This window comes from Ensifer sp. CCNWLY38 (assembly GCF_037120565.1).
Lineage (GTDB): Bacteria > Pseudomonadota > Alphaproteobacteria > Rhizobiales > Rhizobiaceae > Ensifer > Ensifer adhaerens_H.
Genome location: NZ_JBBBBO010000010.1, coordinates 269,771 through 285,938, shown reverse-complemented (window position 1 = coordinate 285,938; position 16,168 = coordinate 269,771). Strand labels below are relative to the sequence as shown.

The window sequence follows — 16,168 nt, the reverse complement described above, 5'->3', positions numbered from 1 at the left end:
GCGGCCCTTCGAGTTGAACCGTCATGACCTCGAGCGGCTTGCCTGCCTGAACGGCAACGGCGGCGCGTACATCCATCTATTTTCTCCCTTGGACAAAAATGGCTTCGGGCCGCCAGGGCGGCGGCCCGTTGGAATCGACAATAAGCTAACGAATGTTCTGTTGAACGCGATTGAGTTCCATCTCAAGTGCGGCGATGGCCTTGCCGGTCTGTTCGTGCAGCTTCTTGACCAGGGCAAGCTGCTCGCGAAGGCCGTCGCGCTCGTCATCGACCGCGTCCGAATCCGGCGCCTTGCCGAGGCCGGCAATCAGCCAGGCCGGGGTAACGCCGAGCACGCCGGCAAGCATGAAGAGCCGGTTCGTCCGGGGCTCGGCGCGATCGCGCTCCCAGGCGGCGACCGTTTCGGTGCGAACGCCGAGCTGGTCGGCAAGATCTTTGGCGCTGAGGTTGGCGGCGTCGCGCGCCCTCCAGATGCGTCCACCCAGCGTGTCACCATCGCTGGTGTCGCGCAGGCGGGCAATCATCGTTTCGGTGGACAAGCGCATGGATATCTCCTTTGCCACGGTTACGTTCAAAGGTCCCGGAGAGCCGGCAGGAAGCCGCTTTTGATTTCCGGGGCGGAAGATGGTCCTGAGCTTATAGGCATTCGGTCGGCGAGGGACCACCCCGAAGCGCCAAAAACACCGTCAATTGCGGCTAAGGCGCGGATAGTTCGGCCTCCGTCGTATCTTCGCCCGTTGAAAACCGTGGCTTAGGCTCTAATCTGCGGCGGCCAACCGGAGCTTGCCCCATGACCGACGCCCGAACCGCGGCTGCCGAGCCTGCCAATACCGTGATGCAAGGCGTCGCCATCATGCTCTTTGCGATGGTCATCCTGCCCGGCATGGACGTGATCGCGAAATATATGGCTGTTTACGAAGGCATGTCGCCCGGCCAGGTGACATTCTACCGGTTCTTCTTCCAGCTGGTGGCGACTTTGCCGATGCTGCTTGGCGCCGGCGGTCTGCGGGCGCTGAAGCCGAAGCGTCTCTGGGCCAATCTGCTGCGCGGCGTGCTGCTGGCGACCGCGGCCTTGTTCTTCTTCATTTCGGTGAAGTACATGCCGCTGGCCGATACCTTTGCCATCTATTTCGTCGAGCCCTTCATCCTGACCTGCCTTTCGGCGGTGTTCCTGAAGGAGAGGGTCGGCTGGCGACGCTGGCTTGCCATCGTCGTCGGCTTCGGTGGGGCGATGATCGTCATCCAGCCGAGTTTCGCGGCTTTCGGCGCGACGGCTTTGCTGCCGGTGGCCTGCGCCTTCGTCTTTGCCTGCTACCTGCTTCTCAATCGTGCGGTCGGTACCGGAGACTCGCCGCTGACGATGCAGACGATCGCTGGTATCGGCGGCACATTGATGATGGCGCTGGTGATCCTGGTCGGCAACGGCATGGGCAGCCCCGACTTCGTGCCGTCCTTGCCCAAATCGGCGCTTGGCTGGACGCTGGTGGTTATCCTCGGCGCGCTCTCCGGCTACGGCCATCTGCTGGTCGTCAAAGCCTTCCGGGCGGCACCTGTCTCCTTGTTGGCGCCATTCCACTATTTCGAGATCGTCACGGCGACGGCGCTCGGCTATCTCATCTTCGGAGACTTTCCGTCGCTCTCCAAATGGCTTGGCATCGCCATCATCGTCGGCTCGGGCCTCTTTATTATCTGGCGCGAGCGGCAGGCGGGACGTCGAGCTGCAAGCTGAATGGGCTCAGGCGCCGTCGGTTTTTGTCGGGCCGAACACCGTCTCGAAGGCCTCGCGCAGCCGGATATCGACATCCGGCATCATCACCGGCAGGCCGAGGTCGACGAGGCTTGTTACGCCGTAACCGCGAATACCGCAGGGCACGATGCCGCCGAAATGGTCGAGATCCGGGTCGACGTTCAGTGCGAAGCCGTGGAAGCTTACCCATTTTCGCAGGCGAATGCCGATCGCGGCAATCTTGTCTTCCGCCACCGAACCGTCGGGCAGGGCGGGCTTTTCCGGGCGGCGAACCCAGACGCCGACCCGGTCTTCGCGGCGCTCACCTCTCACATTCATCGAATCGAGCGTGGAGATCACGACGCTTTCCAGCGCAGCGACGAAGGCGCGCACGTCCTGTTTCCGGCGCTTGAGATCGAGCATGACGTAAACGACTCGCTGGCCCGGCCCGTGATAGGTGTATTCACCGCCGCGACCCGCCGAGAACACCGGAAAGCGATCCGGCATCACCAGGTCAGCAACATCGGCGCTGGTACCGGCCGTGTACAGTGGCGGATGTTCGACCAACCAGACGAGCTCGTCCGCGGTGCCGGCGGCGATCGCGGCAGCCTCTTGCTCCATCAGCTCGACTGCCTGTGGATAATCCACCAGATCAGAAGCGATCCGCCAGCGAACCGGGGGTGATTCCGCGGGGGCGAACATGGTCTGGCTCAGATTCTCACGCTGCATTCGCTCGGCATTCCTGTTTTTCAGAGCTTGTAAATGGGATGGCGCGTGACAAGAGTCCAGCGTTTCCAGCGCTTCCCGATTGGGCTGTTGAAATAGTTTCATTTCCCGTCAAATTTCTGTCGTCATCCTCTTGTGCCCCCCAGGGGCTTTTGCTACATGCAGCCCCGTCGACGCAGGTCGGCACCTACCACGATGCGGTCGTGGCGGAATTGGTAGACGCGCAGCGTTGAGGTCGCTGTGGGGCAACCCGTGGAAGTTCGAGTCTTCTCGACCGCACCAAAAAAACCCGGCTTCGGCCGGGTTTTTTGTTTTTTATCCTACCCTAGCGAACACTGCGTGCTGCGCGGAATCGCATCGCCGACACATCCTTTCGCTGCACGTTTCCAATCAAGAATAGGCGTTTGGCACGGTGAGAAGGAGCGCGCTCTCCTTGCTGGCGATTGGCCGAAGACGAACGGAATCCCGCCTCCAACAATCGGTCTCGGCGCGGTGCCCGACAAGGTGTGCGCGCTTGGTGCCCGGAAAGGCGACATGGCCGCAATGCGAAGGCCGCTGAGTTCTGTCACGATCGCCCGAATTGTGCACAGCCATCTCTTGTGCCCTGCGGGGGCTTTTGCTACATGCAGCCCGCCGGCGCAGGCCGGCATCTACCACGATGCGGTCGTGGCGGAATTGGTAGACGCGCAGCGTTGAGGTCGCTGTGGGGCAACCCGTGGAAGTTCGAGTCTTCTCGACCGCACCAAAAACCGGCTTCGGCCGGTTTTTTCGTTTTTATGTCCGGCGCTTAGCTCTTGAGCCCATCGCGCGCCTCAGCCTCGGGCCGAAGCTGCAAGCCCGCAAACCTCAACACACATTCCGACCGCACTTCGGCGTGCATAGCGTTTGCCCGCCGCGGAAAAAGAGTGAACGAGCACCGCCACGTTGCAGGCGAAATGGCTTGGAATGTTATTTGGTGCTAACCTTTGTGGGGTATTCCAGAACGAGGGGCGGGCTGGAAGCAATTTTCTGGGCGCGGCGGTGGTTGGGCGACCTGCACCAATGACGAAGCCCGTTTGCTTGGGAGGTTCCTTTGGGCGGCGATCTCAAGACTGTAGCCGATGCAATCCTCAATACCGTCGTCAGCGTCGCGGATGGCGTGCCCGGCGTCGTCGCGATTGCCACAGATAGACGGGGCGACATCTACACGGGTGCAGCCGGAAAGCGAGCATTGGGTGGCGATGCGGACATGACCGCCGACAGCGTCTTCGGGCTCTTCTCGATGACGAAAGCGATCACCGGCACTGCCTGCCTGCAACTGGTCGAGGAGGGCAGGCTCGATCTCGATGCTCCAGCGAGGCGATACGCTCCCGATATCGGCAAGCTGCAGGTGATCGATGGCTTTGATTCCTCCGGGAACCCGAAGCTCCGCCCGCCCAAACGGGATATCACAACACGCATGCTGCTTTTGCATACGGCTGGCTTTGGATACGACTTCTTCAATGAAACCTACGCCAGGTTGGCCCGCCAACATGGGCAGCCGAGCGTGATCACGAGCTCCTATGCATCCATCCGAACGCCATTGCTGTTCGACCCAGGCGACGACTGGGAATATGGAAGCAACCTGGACTGGGCTGGACAGGTGGTGGAGGGAATAGCCGGTAAGCGACTGGGCGAGGTGATGACGGAGCGAATCCTTCAGCCGCTCGGTATGGACGATACCGGTTTCGCATTGACCCCAGCGATGGCCTCACGCGTGGTCACGCTGCATCAGCGGGACGATGCCGGGCGATTGCAGCCGTTGCCCGATTTCCGGTTCCCCCAGGAACCCGAGGTCCAAATGGGTGGGCATGGCCTCTACTCGACAGCTACCGATTACTCAAAATTTATTCGCATGTGGCTGAACGACGGGATGGCACCCGGCGGACGCGTGCTGAAACCCGAAACCGTCGAAATGGCGGAAAAGAACGGCCTCGGAGAAAAGAAGATCAAAAAGCTTCCCGGGGTGATACCGAGCCTTTCGCACGACGCCGAATTTTTCCCCGGAATGCCGAAATCCTGGGGCCTTAGCTTCATGATCAACGATGAAGTCGCGCCGACAGGTCGACCGGCCGGCGCGCTGGCTTGGGCTGGGCTTGCAAACCTCTATTACTGGATAGACCGCCAAAATGGTCTCGGCGGCCTATGGGCGACGCAGATATTGCCCTTCGTCGACCCGGCCTCGATCGGGGGCTACCTCGACTTCGAAACGGCGGTCTACTCCGCCCTTCCAAGGTAACCGGCCCGAAACGCCAAGCTTAGGCCATGCGCTTGCCCGCTCTGCGTCCGCGTCGTCAGCTGTTGCCTTGCGGTCCACTCTGGTCCATGCGGCGGCGGATAAGCTTAAAGCTGTGATCGGGCTGGACCTCGTAGCTTTCGTAGACCATCTGCCCCTCATACATGAAACGGTGCTGGATCATGGTGCCGGGGGCGGCCTGCGTCTTTCTTTTGCTGACGTTTTCGCCGTAGGTCAGGCTCTCGGGCAGGGGCTCGAGGCTTTGTTGGGCAGTGTTGCAACCGGCGAGGGCCAGGAGGCCGATGACTGCAAGATATGCTGGCTTCATTGTTCGATCCTTGGTGAACTGGGAGTCATTTGATGCTGTCCGCGGGAAGTCCTAGACGCGCGTCTGTTCCCTTGTCAGCTTTTCGAATTTCTTGATCGCCCGATCGCGTTTCAGGCGCGAGAGGCGTTGGGTCCAGAAAATGCCGTCGAGCTGGTCGATCTCGTGTTGCAGGCAAATGGCCATCAGCCCTTCGGCTTCCTCTTCGATCGTTTCGCCTGAAAGGGTCTGATAGCGAACGCGCACCGTCTGCGGTCGCTCGATGTCTTCCGAAACCCCAGGCATCGAAACACTGCCTTCCGCATGTCTCATGACTTCGGCGGAGTTCCAGACAATCTCGGGATTGATGTAAATCCCGACGCCGCTCTCCCGGTCAAGCTCGATCACCGTCACCCTTTGCAGGACACCGACATGCGGAGCGGTGATGCCGATACCCGGTGCCGCTCTCATCGTGTCGAGAAGGTCGTCCGCAAGGGCTTCGAGCGCCGCATCAAAGTGGGTAACGGTGTCCGCCTTCTGGCTCAGTAAGGGACTGGGAAAACGGACAATGGGACGGATCGCCATCAGAAGTTCCTCGGCTGCAGCGTTTGCGGTGCCGTGCCTCCCGTTGAGGAGCGCAAGAGGCGCCGTAAACCTTGGGCTGCTGTTTCGTTCTCTGATATCGATTCCGGTTCCAGGGAACGAAGAGAAGTGCTAGCCGATCGCGCGATCGATGTCGACACTGTCGAGATGCAGCCGGTTTTTCATGTATTTGCAACAGCTTGAATAAATCTGTTGTCGCCGCTCACAGGGTGCTATCTGTGCTGTGGACCTCGACGGGGCTTTGCGCTAGCAGGGCTGTAGGACCCAACTTCCGGAGCACGGCAGCGGAAGAGGGCACCAACCGTCAGTGACGCATTCTTTCCGGCCCGTATGATGGAGCACCGGAAAGCAGCAATCGTTTCGAGGGCGCCCATGAGCAATATCGGCGACGACGACAGCGGTATCGAAGACGTCAAGACCTTTGACGGCTCGGACATCTATGCCGACGACGGCTCGGTCCGTTCCGATTTCCTCATGCATGTCGGCGCCGCGATCGCCGATCGCGATACGATCTATCTGCGCCAGCACGTCGCCGGTCTGCATTCGTCGGAACTCGGCGACCTGCTTGAAGCGATCCAGTCTGACCAGCGCCTGGCGCTGGTCTCACTGCTCGGCAAGGAATTCGACCTTTCGGCACTGACCGAGGTCGACGAGGCCATCCGTCTCGATATCGTCGAGCATATGCCGAATGAGCAGATCGCCGAGGCCATCGGTGAAATGGACTCGGACGACGCCGTCTACATTCTCGAGGACCTCGACCAGGAAGATCAGGACGAGATCCTGGCGAAGCTTCCCTTTACGGAACGGGTTCGCCTTCGCCGCTCGCTCGATTATCCGGAGAGCACGGCCGGCCGGCGCATGCAGACCGAGTTCGTGGCGGTGCCGCCGTTCTGGACCGTTGGCCAGACGATCGACTACATGCGCGAAGACGAGGACCTGCCCGAGAGCTTCACGCAGATCTTTGTCATCGACCCGACCTTCAAGCTGCTCGGTGCCATGGACCTCGACCGCATTCTACGGACCAAGCGGTCGATCAAGGTCGACGCGATCATGCACGACACGAGCCATGCCATTCCTGCCGAAATGGACCAGGAAGAGGCAGCCCAACTGTTTGAGCAATACGACCTTCTCTCCGCGGCGGTCGTCGATGACAACGGAAGGCTCGTCGGCGTGCTTACCATCGATGACGTCGTCGACGTCATTCAGGAAGAAGCGGAAGAAGACTTGCTGCGCCTCAGCGGCGTTGGCGATGAGGAGCTCTCGGACTCGGTTACCGAGGCATCGCGCTCGCGCGTGCCGTGGCTGTTCATCAATTCGATGACGGCGTGCATGTCCGCCTCGGTCATCGGTCTGTTCGATGCGACCATTCAGCAGATCGTGGCGCTCGCCATTCTGATGCCGATTGTCGCCGGTATGGGCGGCAATGCCGGTTCGCAGACCATGACGGTTACCGTCCGGGCGCTGGCAACCCGTGGCCTCGACATTCACAACGCGCCGCGCATCATTCGGCGCGAAGCCGGGGTCGGGCTCTTGAACGGCATGATCTTCGGCACGCTGATCGGCCTGCTCGCCGGTCTCTGGTTTCAGGACCCGAACATCGGCGGTATCATCGCCACGGCCATGCTGATCAATATGATGGCCGCAGCACTTGGCGGCATCCTCGTCCCGCTCTGCCTGGACCGCTTCGGTGCCGATCCGGCCGTGTCTTCTGCCGTTTTCGTGACGGCCATCACCGACATAACCGGTTTCTTCAGTTTTCTCGGCATCGCCACGTGGTGGTTTCACGTCACGTGAGGTGAACGCCGTTGTTTGACTTTTACGTCAAGGTCAACGATAGTGTATACGCATTACAGCGCGCGCGTCGTCCATGACACGCTGAGATCGCTGTAACACTTTGACCTGCTGCATAATTTTGACCTTAGATCGATACCGATTTTAGGAACGATGCAGTAAATCATGGAATGGCAGCGTGAATAAATATTATAGCATCACCGAATTGACGCGGGAATTCGGCATTTCCACCCGAACGCTGCGGTTCTATGAGGACGAGGGCCTCATTCATCCTGAACGCCGTGGACGCACGCGCCTGTTCCGGCCTGCGGATCGGCGGCTGATCCAGGAAATTCTGCGTGGCCGGCGCATCGGCTTCACGATTGCCGAAATCCGCGAAATCATCCAAGTCTACAAGGATCCGCCCGGCGAGATGGGCCAGCTTCAGCTCTTGATGAGCCGTGTCGAGGAAAAGCGCGAGGAACTTCGGCAGAAGCGCAAGGATATCGAAGACACGCTGGCAGAGCTCGACAATGTCGAGGAGGCGTGCCTGACGCGTCTCGCAGAGATCGGCGTCGGTACCTGAGCAGGCAGGCGTATTCTTAAAAGCGAAGGTTTCGAAGGGTGGCGTCCGCGCTGCCCTTTTTTGTTTTGGGTTTTACGGTCTCTTGGTCAGATCCAGCGGCTGGTGTGCCGGCAATAACGCTCGAACTCGAAGCCGAAGCGCGACAGCAGATGCCGCTCTTCGTTGCGAATGGCAAAGAGAGTCGTCAGCATCACCGCTGCGATCGCCGTGATGAAGAACCACGGATTGAGCGTCGCCAGACCGAAGCCGACCATCATCAAGGTGTAGCCGAGATAGATCGGGTTGCGTGTGAAGCGGAACGGGCCGTAGGTGACGAGGCACGTCGCCGACCGGTAGGGCATCACGGCCGTGTGCCGGTCGAGTAACGTCTTGACTGCCCAGAGATCCAGCCAGATGGCGACGATGATCAGAGTGCCGCCGCTGATCCAGGGAAACCAGCTGTGTCCGTGTGCGACGGGGATGGGCGAATATCGTGCCAGAACAAGGGCCGCGAGCGTGGCGACGCCGTAGAGCAGGGCGGGCCACGGGAAATTCAGCGGCTTGGCACGATAGGCATTCATGTCCTAGTCCCCTGATTGCACGTCCATTGTGCACTGTCGCGCGATTCGCGCAATGCGTTCATCGGTGCTGACGTTGATCTCTCCCCTGTTCAGGCTGTCGAACAGGTTCTGTTGCACCAGAAGGTCGAGCGTGCAGCCGCAAAAAGCGTCGCACGGCACGGCCGGGTTCCCCAGGTTGCAGGCCGCGACGCAATTGCTGCGGTAGGCTTGCTTGGGATCCGGCAATGTCGGCGGTGAAATCAGCGAGAAGAGATAGACCAGTCCGATGAGCACGGGCTGGTGAATGAGGTATATGGCCAGACTGTGACGGCTGCCGAAGACGAAGGGTCTCGTCCACAGCTTGCCTTTGTCGCCTGTGGACGGACGGTTTGCGAGGGCCGCAACGAGCCGCGCGTGGAAGAGCTTGGCTGCGGCAAGGCCGAAGAGGAAAGGCCCGATCCACGGCAGCAGCGGCACATAGTCGTTGGAACGTGGCAGTGTTTCCGACAGTCCGACCCACCAGAGCCAGGGTGCATCGAAGGCCGGCGAGCGCAGGTAAAGGGGCGCGGCGATGGCCGCGGCCGCCGCAAGCAGCGAGACGACGGCCGGAAGCCGCAGAAACACGAGGCCGATCACGCTTGCCGCGGCGATCGCATGCAGGATGCCGAAGAAGATGAAGGTGTCCGGGAACGCGAAATAGGTCGCGATGGTGATCAGCGCTGCCGCACCGGCGATTTTGGCAAAGCGCCGCATGAACGGATCGAGGCGAAGCTTCGGCCATTGTCCGAGCACAAGGCTGTACCCGGCGAGAAACAGGAAACTGCTGGCGATGAGCCGGGCAAAGATCTTCCAGCCGCCGGTGCCGGCGGTTCCCGCGGCGACGTAGCCGAAGAACTCGAGATCCCAGACGAAGTGATAGGTCGCCATAGCGAGCAGTGCCAGGCCGCGCGCGACGTCGATGAAGGCGAGCCGCCCCCGTGCGGCAGATTGAGCCGGTATCTGTGTCGTCGGTGAAGTCACATTGCTGTCGGACATGGGCATTCGCCATCCTGTGGGCGTGAGGTAGAGTGACATGTTTGGCTTGTGCCAAACACGCGTCGTTGGCTCATGGTGGAACTGGAGAGGCTCGGTCTGTTTCCGTTCAGCGCGATGGATGCGCGTGCTGTCAGGGCGTTGCGTCCGGCAGCAGCGCCGCGCGTGCCTCCGAGAAGAACTGCCTGCGGGTCAGCACGAAGATGACGAAGACGGTGAGCCCGACGAAGACATAGGGGCTGATGAACCAGCCGAGATATCCGATCGACAGGAAAATCGCCCGAAGGCCGGCGTTGAAGTGCTTGGCGGCCAGCACGTTCATGCGGATCGCCCGTTCGGCTGCCTTCTCCGCCGCCTGCGGGTCGCGTTGCATGTCGGCGGTCATTGGGATACCGCCCATCAGGATCGAGCAATAGTTGAACAGCCGGTAGGACCAGCCGAACTTGAAGAAGGAATAGCCGAAGAGGCAGGTGAGGCCGCCGACCTTCAGTTCGAACGCGGTCCGACCGCCATGGAAGACATAGGGCATGTCCGCGAAGATCATCTGCACCTGTTCGGTTGCGCCGAGCAGAGCGAAGCAGCCACCGAGGGCGAAGATCGTCGTCGAGGCAAAGAAGGCGGTGCCGGCCTGCAGCCCCGCGATGATCTGCGTATCGATCATCTTCAGGTCGCGGTTGAGCGAATTGCGGATCCAGCGGCCGCGATGCTCGTTCATGAGGCGGGTGAGACTCACCCGCTTGAAGCCGCGCGTGCCGTCGGTCGCCCAGCTGAAGCCCGCCCAAAGCAGAATAAACACGACAAGCGCTATGTAATCTTCGAAGGTCATACACGTGTTTTTGGCATGGCTTTTGGAAATTGCAAGGTGGCCGCGGTGGCCCGGGAATCGGCGGCGCGTCAACTACTGTGATGAAATTGCGGCGGAATTTCTCATCGCCCCGCCCGGTGGTTTGCGCGGTTTTCACCAGTTTACCGATCGGCGCGGCCGAGGTTTGACACCTTTCCGCCACATTTCCCCATTGCGCATTCACACTTTCTTCAATATGCAAGGCTCCAGACGCGGGCGCCACATGTGCTGCCCGCGGCCGTTGAGAGTGTTTTCGGAGACATCATGGACAATACAATTCAGAAGTCTTGCTGGGGCGTGACTGCTCGCGCCGTAGCTGGTTTCGTTGGCGTTCTTGTTCTTGCTTATCTTTTCGGCGGCCTTTGATATCTAGTATCTAAAAAAGTCCACTGATTGACGGCGCGGCTTGCCAAAAGCCGCGCCGTTTTTGATTCCGGGCAACCGGTGGCGGCACGCCGGAGCCTGCCCGAACGGTAATGTCGCACGGATGGGATCGAATGTCGGTGGACCGCCTGACCGTTTGCTATGGGATCGCTTAGGCTTCGTTCCTATATTTGTTGCGGATTTCCTTAAATCGGGACCGATCTGAGGATAATATCGTGCAGCAAATATGAGGATAGCGCGCCGGTTCGCACAGACCGTGAAGCGTGATATCGAGGCAATCGTGAATGCGGTGCTCGGGCGATCATGCCTGTGCGCCGCTGGTCAGTCTCCGGGGCAGGCAGCTTATGTTTCTTTCCGTCTTCGACGTGTTCAAGATCGGTATCGGGCCTTCGAGCTCGCATACGATGGGGCCGATGTCGGCCGCCAACCGCTTTCTCGATCTCATTCTTTCCGACGACTGGCCGCGCCCGTCCCATGCTGCCGTTGCGGCGATCAAGGTCAGCCTGCACGGTTCGCTGGCCCATACCGGTATCGGCCACGGCACGGGCAGGGCGGTGATCCTTGGTCTCGTCGGCGAACGCCCCGATCTGGTCGATCCTGATCGCATGGACGCGTTGATCGACGAGGTCGAGCGCAGTGGCCGCATTTCGCCGCCTGGGCATCCGTCCTATGAATTCCAGCCGAAGACGGACCTGGTCTTCGACAAGAAGGTGCCGCTGCCTGGCCATGCCAACGGCATGTCCTTCTCCGCGCTCGACCGCGACGGCCGGCTGCTGTTGAAGCGGATCTATTATTCGATCGGCGGCGGCTTCGTCGTGACCGATACGGAACTCGAGGCGATGCGCGCCTCGAAGAACAAGGCGACTGGCGTCAAGGTGCCATTCCCGTTCTCCTCGGCGCAAGAGATGCTGGACATGGCAGCCCGCTCCGGAATGACGATCGCCCAGATGAAACGGGCGAACGAAGAAGCGACCATGTCGCCGGATGAGCTGAATGCCGGGCTCGACCGCATCTGGGGCGCGATGAGCAACTGTATCGACCGTGGGCTGAGCCAGGAGGGCATCATGCCCGGTGGCTTGAAGGTCCGCCGCCGCGCACGTTCGATCCACGACAAGCTGCAGGAAGAATGGCGCTCCAACAAGACCAACCCGCTGCTCGCCAATGACTGGCTGAGTGTCTACGCGATGGCGGTCAATGAAGAGAATGCCGCCGGCGGCCGCGTCGTCACGTCGCCGACCAACGGTGCAGCAGGCGTCGTCCCCGCCACCATCCGCTACTACATGCATTTCCATGACGACGCGGATCAGGAGGGCATCCGCGACTATCTGCTGACGGCTGCCGCAATCGGTGGCATCATCAAGCACAACGCCTCGATCTCCGGTGCCGAGGTCGGCTGTCAGGGCGAAGTCGGCTCGGCGTCCGCCATGGCCGCTGCCGGCCTTGCTGCCGTCATGGGCGGTACGCCCGAGCAGATCGAAAATGCCGCCGAGATCGCACTCGAGCACCACCTCGGCATGACCTGTGATCCGGTCGCCGGCCTGGTTCAGGTGCCGTGCATCGAGCGCAACGCGCTCGGTGCGGTCAAGGCGGTGACGGCAGCCTCGCTGGCGCTCAAGGGCGACGGCAAGCATTTTGTGCCGCTCGATGCCTGCATCGAGACGATGCGCCAAACCGGCGTCGACATGAACGAGAAGTACAAGGAAACATCGACCGGCGGTCTCGCGGTCAACGTCGTCGAATGTTGAGCCGCCACGGTGATTGTGGATGAACAGCGTCTGGCCGCTTGACCGCAACGGCCGGACGGGTGTTCAAAACAGCTATGTCTCTGCATCTCATAAAGCTCTGCGTCGGAGCGGAATCGATCGAGGACCTGCGCGAATGGGTTTCGCGCAAGGCGATGGCCGCCATGGCCGCTGGCCTCGAGCCCCATTCCTTCCACACGACCCGCATGGTGCCGAAACGGGTGGAGGAACTGCTGAACGGCGGTTCGCTCTACTGGGTGATCAAGGGGACCGTGCAGGCGCGGCAGCCTTTGATCGGTATCGAGACCTTCACGGATGGCGAGGGTATCGGCCGCTGCAATCTGCTGCTTGGCCCGGAAGTGGTCGAGACGGAGTTGCAGCCGCGGCGTGCCTTCCAGGGCTGGCGCTATCTCACCGACAAGGATGCGCCGCGCGACCTGGCGTCGCTTTCCGCTGGCGGTGCCGAGATGCCGCTCGAGCTGCGCCGCGAACTGGCGGAACTCGGACTTCTCTAATCTTCAATATGGATGAGCTGACGGCCCATCATAGCGCTTGTTGCGATGCTGGCACGTGCATGGTTGCGGCGGCATCGCAACAAGAAAAAGGCGGCACAGGCCGCCTTTTGCAATCTCATGAACGTTCAGGTGATCCGCATCTTCAGGGGATGGCGCCGGTTCGGCCCCGTCACGTGAAGATGAATGCCGGCACGCGGCTGCGTCGATCGCCAGGCGCGGGCTCCGTGCGTCAGGAGCATCCCGACCAGATCGCGCGTCTTCGCCTTCGATCGGTTGAGCCCGAGATCGGCAATGCGCATGGCCGCCTCGTGCAGGGGATGCAGGTTGATGCGCGACGGCTTAGCGCGCCGTCCCGGCAGCGGGGTGACACCCGGAACGTTTTCGTTCATCGCCATGATTAACCTCGTTACGCTGTACAAATCCGAGGAAGGCGGCCGGAAAACAAACACATCCGGTCGCCAAAACTTTTGACCTTACTGCTGGCTCGCCCAGCAGGAGATGCCTTTCTTCTTCAATGCCTTGCAGGCGTTGACGGCTGCATTCTGGTCGTCAAAGCCGCCGAAACGGGCGCGGTAGACCTGGCCGAAGGCCACGGTGAAGGGCGTTGCTTTGCGCAGGGCCTTGCCGCCCTTGTCCTTGGCATTGCCAAGAAGGGTCATGGCTTGGTCCTTGTCCGGCGTCGCGCCGATCTGGATTACCCAGCCTTGCGGCTGAGCCGGCATCGCTTCGGCCTTTGCGACCTCGACCGGCTCTGCCTTGGCGGTGGTGTCGGCTGCGTCGGCCTTCTTCGGAACGGAGTTGGTGATCTGGGCGTCGACCATGCCGGCGGCAACAGGCTGACGGAGCTTCAGGCTCTGGGCGTCGAGCGTGTTGGGAACGATCTTCGGGGAAAGAACGGGGTTGTCCGACGCGCGCCTGTTGCCGGCATAGGCCATCTGCACGCTGCTCGCGCTTTCGCCGTTATAGCGGATGCCAGGAACCGGGCCGGTGTTGGGCAGGTCGTGACCGCTGGCAGCGGCCGCGACGACGGGCGTTTCCGCAACGGGAGCCGCCGCTGCAACCTGGGTCTCTTCGGCCGGAACGGCGGTAGGCTTGGTCTCGGCAATCAGATTGCCGTCGCCACGCCGCGATGCGGACGGCATGTACTTTGCGACGAGCCGGCGCATCTGCGCATCACGGCTGGCGCCGGAGGTGCCGCCCATGACGACGGCGACGATGCTGCGACCCTCGAGCTGAGCCGAGGTCACGAGATTGAAGCCCGACGCGCGGGTATAACCGGTCTTGATCCCGTCGACGCCGCGGACATTGCCGAGCAGACGGTTGTGATTGCCGATCGTCTGCTTGCCGAAACGGAAGCTGCGGGTGGAGAAGTAATCGTAGTATTGCGGAAAATGCTGGCGAAGCGCGAGGCCGAGGCGGGCCTGGTCGCGCGCGGTCGTGCGCTGTTCCGGGTTGGGCAGGCCGTTGGCATTGCGATAGGTCGTGCGTGTCATGCCGAGCGCCCGGGCCTTGTTCGTCATCATGCGGGCAAAACGCTGCTCCGAACCGCCGAGATATTCACCGAGCGCCGTCGACGCATCGTTCGCCGAGCGGGTGACGAGCGAAAGGATCGCCTGTTCGACGGTGATCGACTGTCCGGCACGCACACCAAGCTTCGATGGCGGCTCGGCGGAAGCGTTCTTCGAGAAGGGGATGGGGGTAGACTTGGTGATCCGGCCGGCTTCGAGCGCTTCGAAGGTCAGATAGAGCGTCATCATCTTGGTGAGAGACGCGGGATAGCGCAATTCGTCGGCATCCTCGCCGTAAAGAACCTTGCCGGTCTTGGCATCGACGACGATGCCCGAATATTTCGGATTGGCGTAATTCGAGGCTGCGAAGGCCGGCGCTGCAAAGGCGGCCGATGCAATGGCGCCTGCAAGGACGACCCGTCCTACCATCTTTGAAAGAGCACCTAACGGGCGCTTCGCGAGATCAAAAAAACCGGATTGGGACACTACGCTACTCTTTATTCTCATGTCATGGGGTTGTCCGGACGCCGCCTCCGGGAACGACCGTTCTCGAGACAGTATCGGCATAGCGTTACCAATCGGTTTATGATGAATGATTGGTTTCCGGAATCGAACGCATTTGTACCAGGGCGATGCCGGTGTAGCGCAATGGCGCGGCGGCCTGCCTGCACCACACCAGTTAGACGAAATCAGGGCACGAGACGGTTTTTGACGAAGGTCGCGATCGCTTGATCGATTTCGCGCCACTGCGGCAGCAGTTTGTTGGAGAATCTGTAGAGCACGGCGAGGTCCTTTCCGGCGTGAATGTCGCGCTGGCAATCGGCGCTGGTCGAGATGGATTGTGGGCCGGACTTGAGGCAACGCACGACATAGGGCGCTTGGGTGGGCGTCTCAGCGGTAAAGAACACTTCGCCCGCATAGCTGGATGTCGGCTTGACTGCGTGCTCCGTCAGGCCGCCCGGGCCGGCCGCAGGCGCGCCGTCGAAGACCTGCGAATAGATCGGCCCAAGCCGCCCGGACATGTCGCGCGACATCGTGCTTTGGGAAATCTGCAGGAAAATGAGGCTTTCGGGTGCGTCGATATTGTTGAAGAGGGCCCGGCTCTGGTCGCTGTAACCTTCGAGCCCCGGCCAGGTCAGGTAGAGATCGACGCGCTCGACGATCGAGGTGGCGCGCTGAGCCTCGAAGCGGATCATGTTGGCCGGCAGGCGCAAGTGATCCTGGCCGATGAAGATGTCGAAAACCTCGTTGCTCGCGGTGTGGCCGGCAAGGGCGAGATTTTCGCCGAACCAGCGCCCTGCAAATGAGATGGCAGCGGTCAGCGCCGCAAGCACCGCGACCGCTGCCATAACCCGGTAGACGAAGCCGGGCGACAGCAGCGGTCGGAGTTCCGGTTCGTGAATGTCGTTTGAAGAACTGCTCATCGTTGGGCTGTCCCGTCGCGATGGCCGAACCCCGGCGGTCCGTTGTTCGGCTCACGCATTCCCGCGCATCGTAGGATGGACGACGTCGCTTGCCCGACGCTGGTCGAGGATGGTTAATTTTCTGTGAACTCCTCTTCGATCTGCAAAAGCGTGTCGCGCAAAAGTGCGCAGCGTTTTGCGAAAACGGCATGCGAAACATCAAAAACTTAAAG

The 16,168-nt window shown here is 61.0% G+C and carries 16 protein-coding genes, 2 tRNA genes and 1 pseudogene; 8 read left to right on the top strand and 11 right to left on the bottom strand.

Translation table 11 applies throughout. The annotated features are described in order from the left end of the window. Positions 1-76 (bottom strand): annotated as a pseudogene (locus V7S54_RS22520) (GNAT family N-acetyltransferase); the annotation flags it as partial. Between the two features lie 69 nt (positions 77-145). Continuing rightward, on the bottom strand, positions 146-544 hold the full coding sequence (locus tag V7S54_RS22515) for a helix-turn-helix domain-containing protein (RefSeq protein ID WP_065376183.1): 399 nt from the start codon (positions 542-544) through the stop codon (positions 146-148). A 245-nt stretch (positions 545-789) separates the two neighbouring features. Here V7S54_RS22515 and V7S54_RS22510 point away from each other — a divergent pair, with 245 nt between their 5' ends. Next, positions 790-1,728 carry a DMT family transporter gene (locus tag V7S54_RS22510; protein WP_234793165.1) on the top strand — a complete coding sequence of 313 codons (939 nt, stop codon included), beginning with the start codon at positions 790-792 and terminating at the stop codon, positions 1,726-1,728. Positions 1,729-1,734: 6 nt separating this feature from the next. Here the strand turns inward: V7S54_RS22510 and lipB are convergent, their stop codons facing one another. Further along, on the bottom strand, positions 1,735-2,454 hold the full coding sequence (lipB, locus tag V7S54_RS22505) for a lipoyl(octanoyl) transferase LipB (RefSeq protein ID WP_065376182.1): 720 nt from the start codon (positions 2,452-2,454) through the stop codon (positions 1,735-1,737). Between the two features lie 194 nt (positions 2,455-2,648). Here lipB and V7S54_RS22500 point away from each other — a divergent pair. The 3 genes from V7S54_RS22500 (at position 2,649) to V7S54_RS22490 (ending at position 4,708) form a co-directional block, all read left to right on the top strand. Continuing rightward, positions 2,649-2,733: transfer RNA gene (locus V7S54_RS22500), tRNA-Leu, on the top strand. A 378-nt stretch (positions 2,734-3,111) separates the two neighbouring features. Beyond that, positions 3,112-3,196 (top strand) — tRNA-Leu (locus V7S54_RS22495). A gap of 327 nt (positions 3,197-3,523) precedes the next feature. Continuing rightward, positions 3,524-4,708 (top strand): serine hydrolase domain-containing protein, encoded by a 1,185-nt coding sequence (locus V7S54_RS22490; RefSeq protein ID WP_065376181.1) that lies wholly within the window; start codon positions 3,524-3,526, stop codon positions 4,706-4,708. Positions 4,709-4,763: 55 nt separating this feature from the next. Here the strand turns inward: V7S54_RS22490 and V7S54_RS22485 are convergent, their stop codons facing one another. Both V7S54_RS22485 and V7S54_RS22480 read right to left on the bottom strand, forming a co-directional pair. After that, entirely contained in the window at positions 4,764-5,033 is a 270-nt protein-coding gene (locus tag V7S54_RS22485) for a hypothetical protein (protein WP_065376180.1), read from the bottom strand. Between the two features lie 51 nt (positions 5,034-5,084). Beyond that, entirely contained in the window at positions 5,085-5,594 is a 510-nt protein-coding gene (locus tag V7S54_RS22480; RefSeq protein WP_065376179.1) for a peptide deformylase, read from the bottom strand. 390 nt (positions 5,595-5,984) lie between these two features. Here V7S54_RS22480 and mgtE point away from each other — a divergent pair, with 390 nt between their 5' ends. Beyond that, positions 5,985-7,406, top strand: coding sequence for a magnesium transporter (gene mgtE, locus V7S54_RS22475; RefSeq protein WP_065376178.1), 1,422 nt, complete (start codon positions 5,985-5,987; stop codon positions 7,404-7,406). Between the two features lie 175 nt (positions 7,407-7,581). Next, positions 7,582-7,968, top strand: a complete 387-nt coding sequence (locus V7S54_RS22470; RefSeq protein ID WP_065376177.1) for a MerR family transcriptional regulator — start codon at positions 7,582-7,584, stop codon at positions 7,966-7,968. An 86-nt stretch (positions 7,969-8,054) separates the two neighbouring features. Here V7S54_RS22470 and V7S54_RS22465 read toward each other — a convergent pair whose 3' ends face one another. The 3 genes from V7S54_RS22465 to V7S54_RS22455 all read right to left on the bottom strand — a co-directional run bounded on the left by V7S54_RS22465 (position 8,055) and on the right by V7S54_RS22455 (position 10,365). Then, positions 8,055-8,528 (bottom strand): methyltransferase family protein, encoded by a 474-nt coding sequence (locus tag V7S54_RS22465; RefSeq protein WP_065376176.1) that lies wholly within the window; start codon positions 8,526-8,528, stop codon positions 8,055-8,057. Positions 8,529-8,531: 3 nt separating this feature from the next. Next, a complete protein-coding gene (locus tag V7S54_RS22460; RefSeq protein ID WP_065376175.1) occupies positions 8,532-9,542 on the bottom strand; it encodes a heparan-alpha-glucosaminide N-acetyltransferase in 1,011 nt (336 codons plus the stop codon). Positions 9,543-9,672: 130 nt separating this feature from the next. Then, a complete protein-coding gene (locus V7S54_RS22455; protein ID WP_065376174.1) occupies positions 9,673-10,365 on the bottom strand; it encodes a DUF599 domain-containing protein in 693 nt (230 codons plus the stop codon). A gap of 746 nt (positions 10,366-11,111) precedes the next feature. On the opposite strand from V7S54_RS22455, the gene V7S54_RS22450 reads away from it, so the two are divergent. Continuing rightward, positions 11,112-12,512: an L-serine ammonia-lyase gene (locus V7S54_RS22450; protein WP_065376173.1), complete on the top strand. Its 1,401-nt coding sequence runs from the start codon at positions 11,112-11,114 to the stop codon at positions 12,510-12,512. Positions 12,513-12,586: 74 nt separating this feature from the next. After that, on the top strand, positions 12,587-13,024 hold the full coding sequence (locus V7S54_RS22445; RefSeq protein WP_065376172.1) for a DUF1489 family protein: 438 nt from the start codon (positions 12,587-12,589) through the stop codon (positions 13,022-13,024). A 125-nt stretch (positions 13,025-13,149) separates the two neighbouring features. On the opposite strand, the gene V7S54_RS22440 is transcribed toward V7S54_RS22445, so the two are convergent. The 3 genes from V7S54_RS22440 to V7S54_RS22430 all read right to left on the bottom strand — a co-directional run bounded on the left by V7S54_RS22440 (position 13,150) and on the right by V7S54_RS22430 (position 15,956). Continuing rightward, positions 13,150-13,419, bottom strand: coding sequence for a hypothetical protein (locus tag V7S54_RS22440; protein ID WP_058320548.1), 270 nt, complete (start codon positions 13,417-13,419; stop codon positions 13,150-13,152). 78 nt (positions 13,420-13,497) lie between these two features. After that, positions 13,498-15,039, bottom strand: a complete 1,542-nt coding sequence (locus V7S54_RS22435) for an SPOR domain-containing protein (RefSeq protein ID WP_065376171.1) — start codon at positions 15,037-15,039, stop codon at positions 13,498-13,500. A 182-nt stretch (positions 15,040-15,221) separates the two neighbouring features. Continuing rightward, positions 15,222-15,956 carry a hypothetical protein gene (locus tag V7S54_RS22430; protein ID WP_065376170.1) on the bottom strand — a complete coding sequence of 245 codons (735 nt, stop codon included), beginning with the start codon at positions 15,954-15,956 and terminating at the stop codon, positions 15,222-15,224. Between the last annotated feature and the right edge of the window lie 212 nt (positions 15,957-16,168).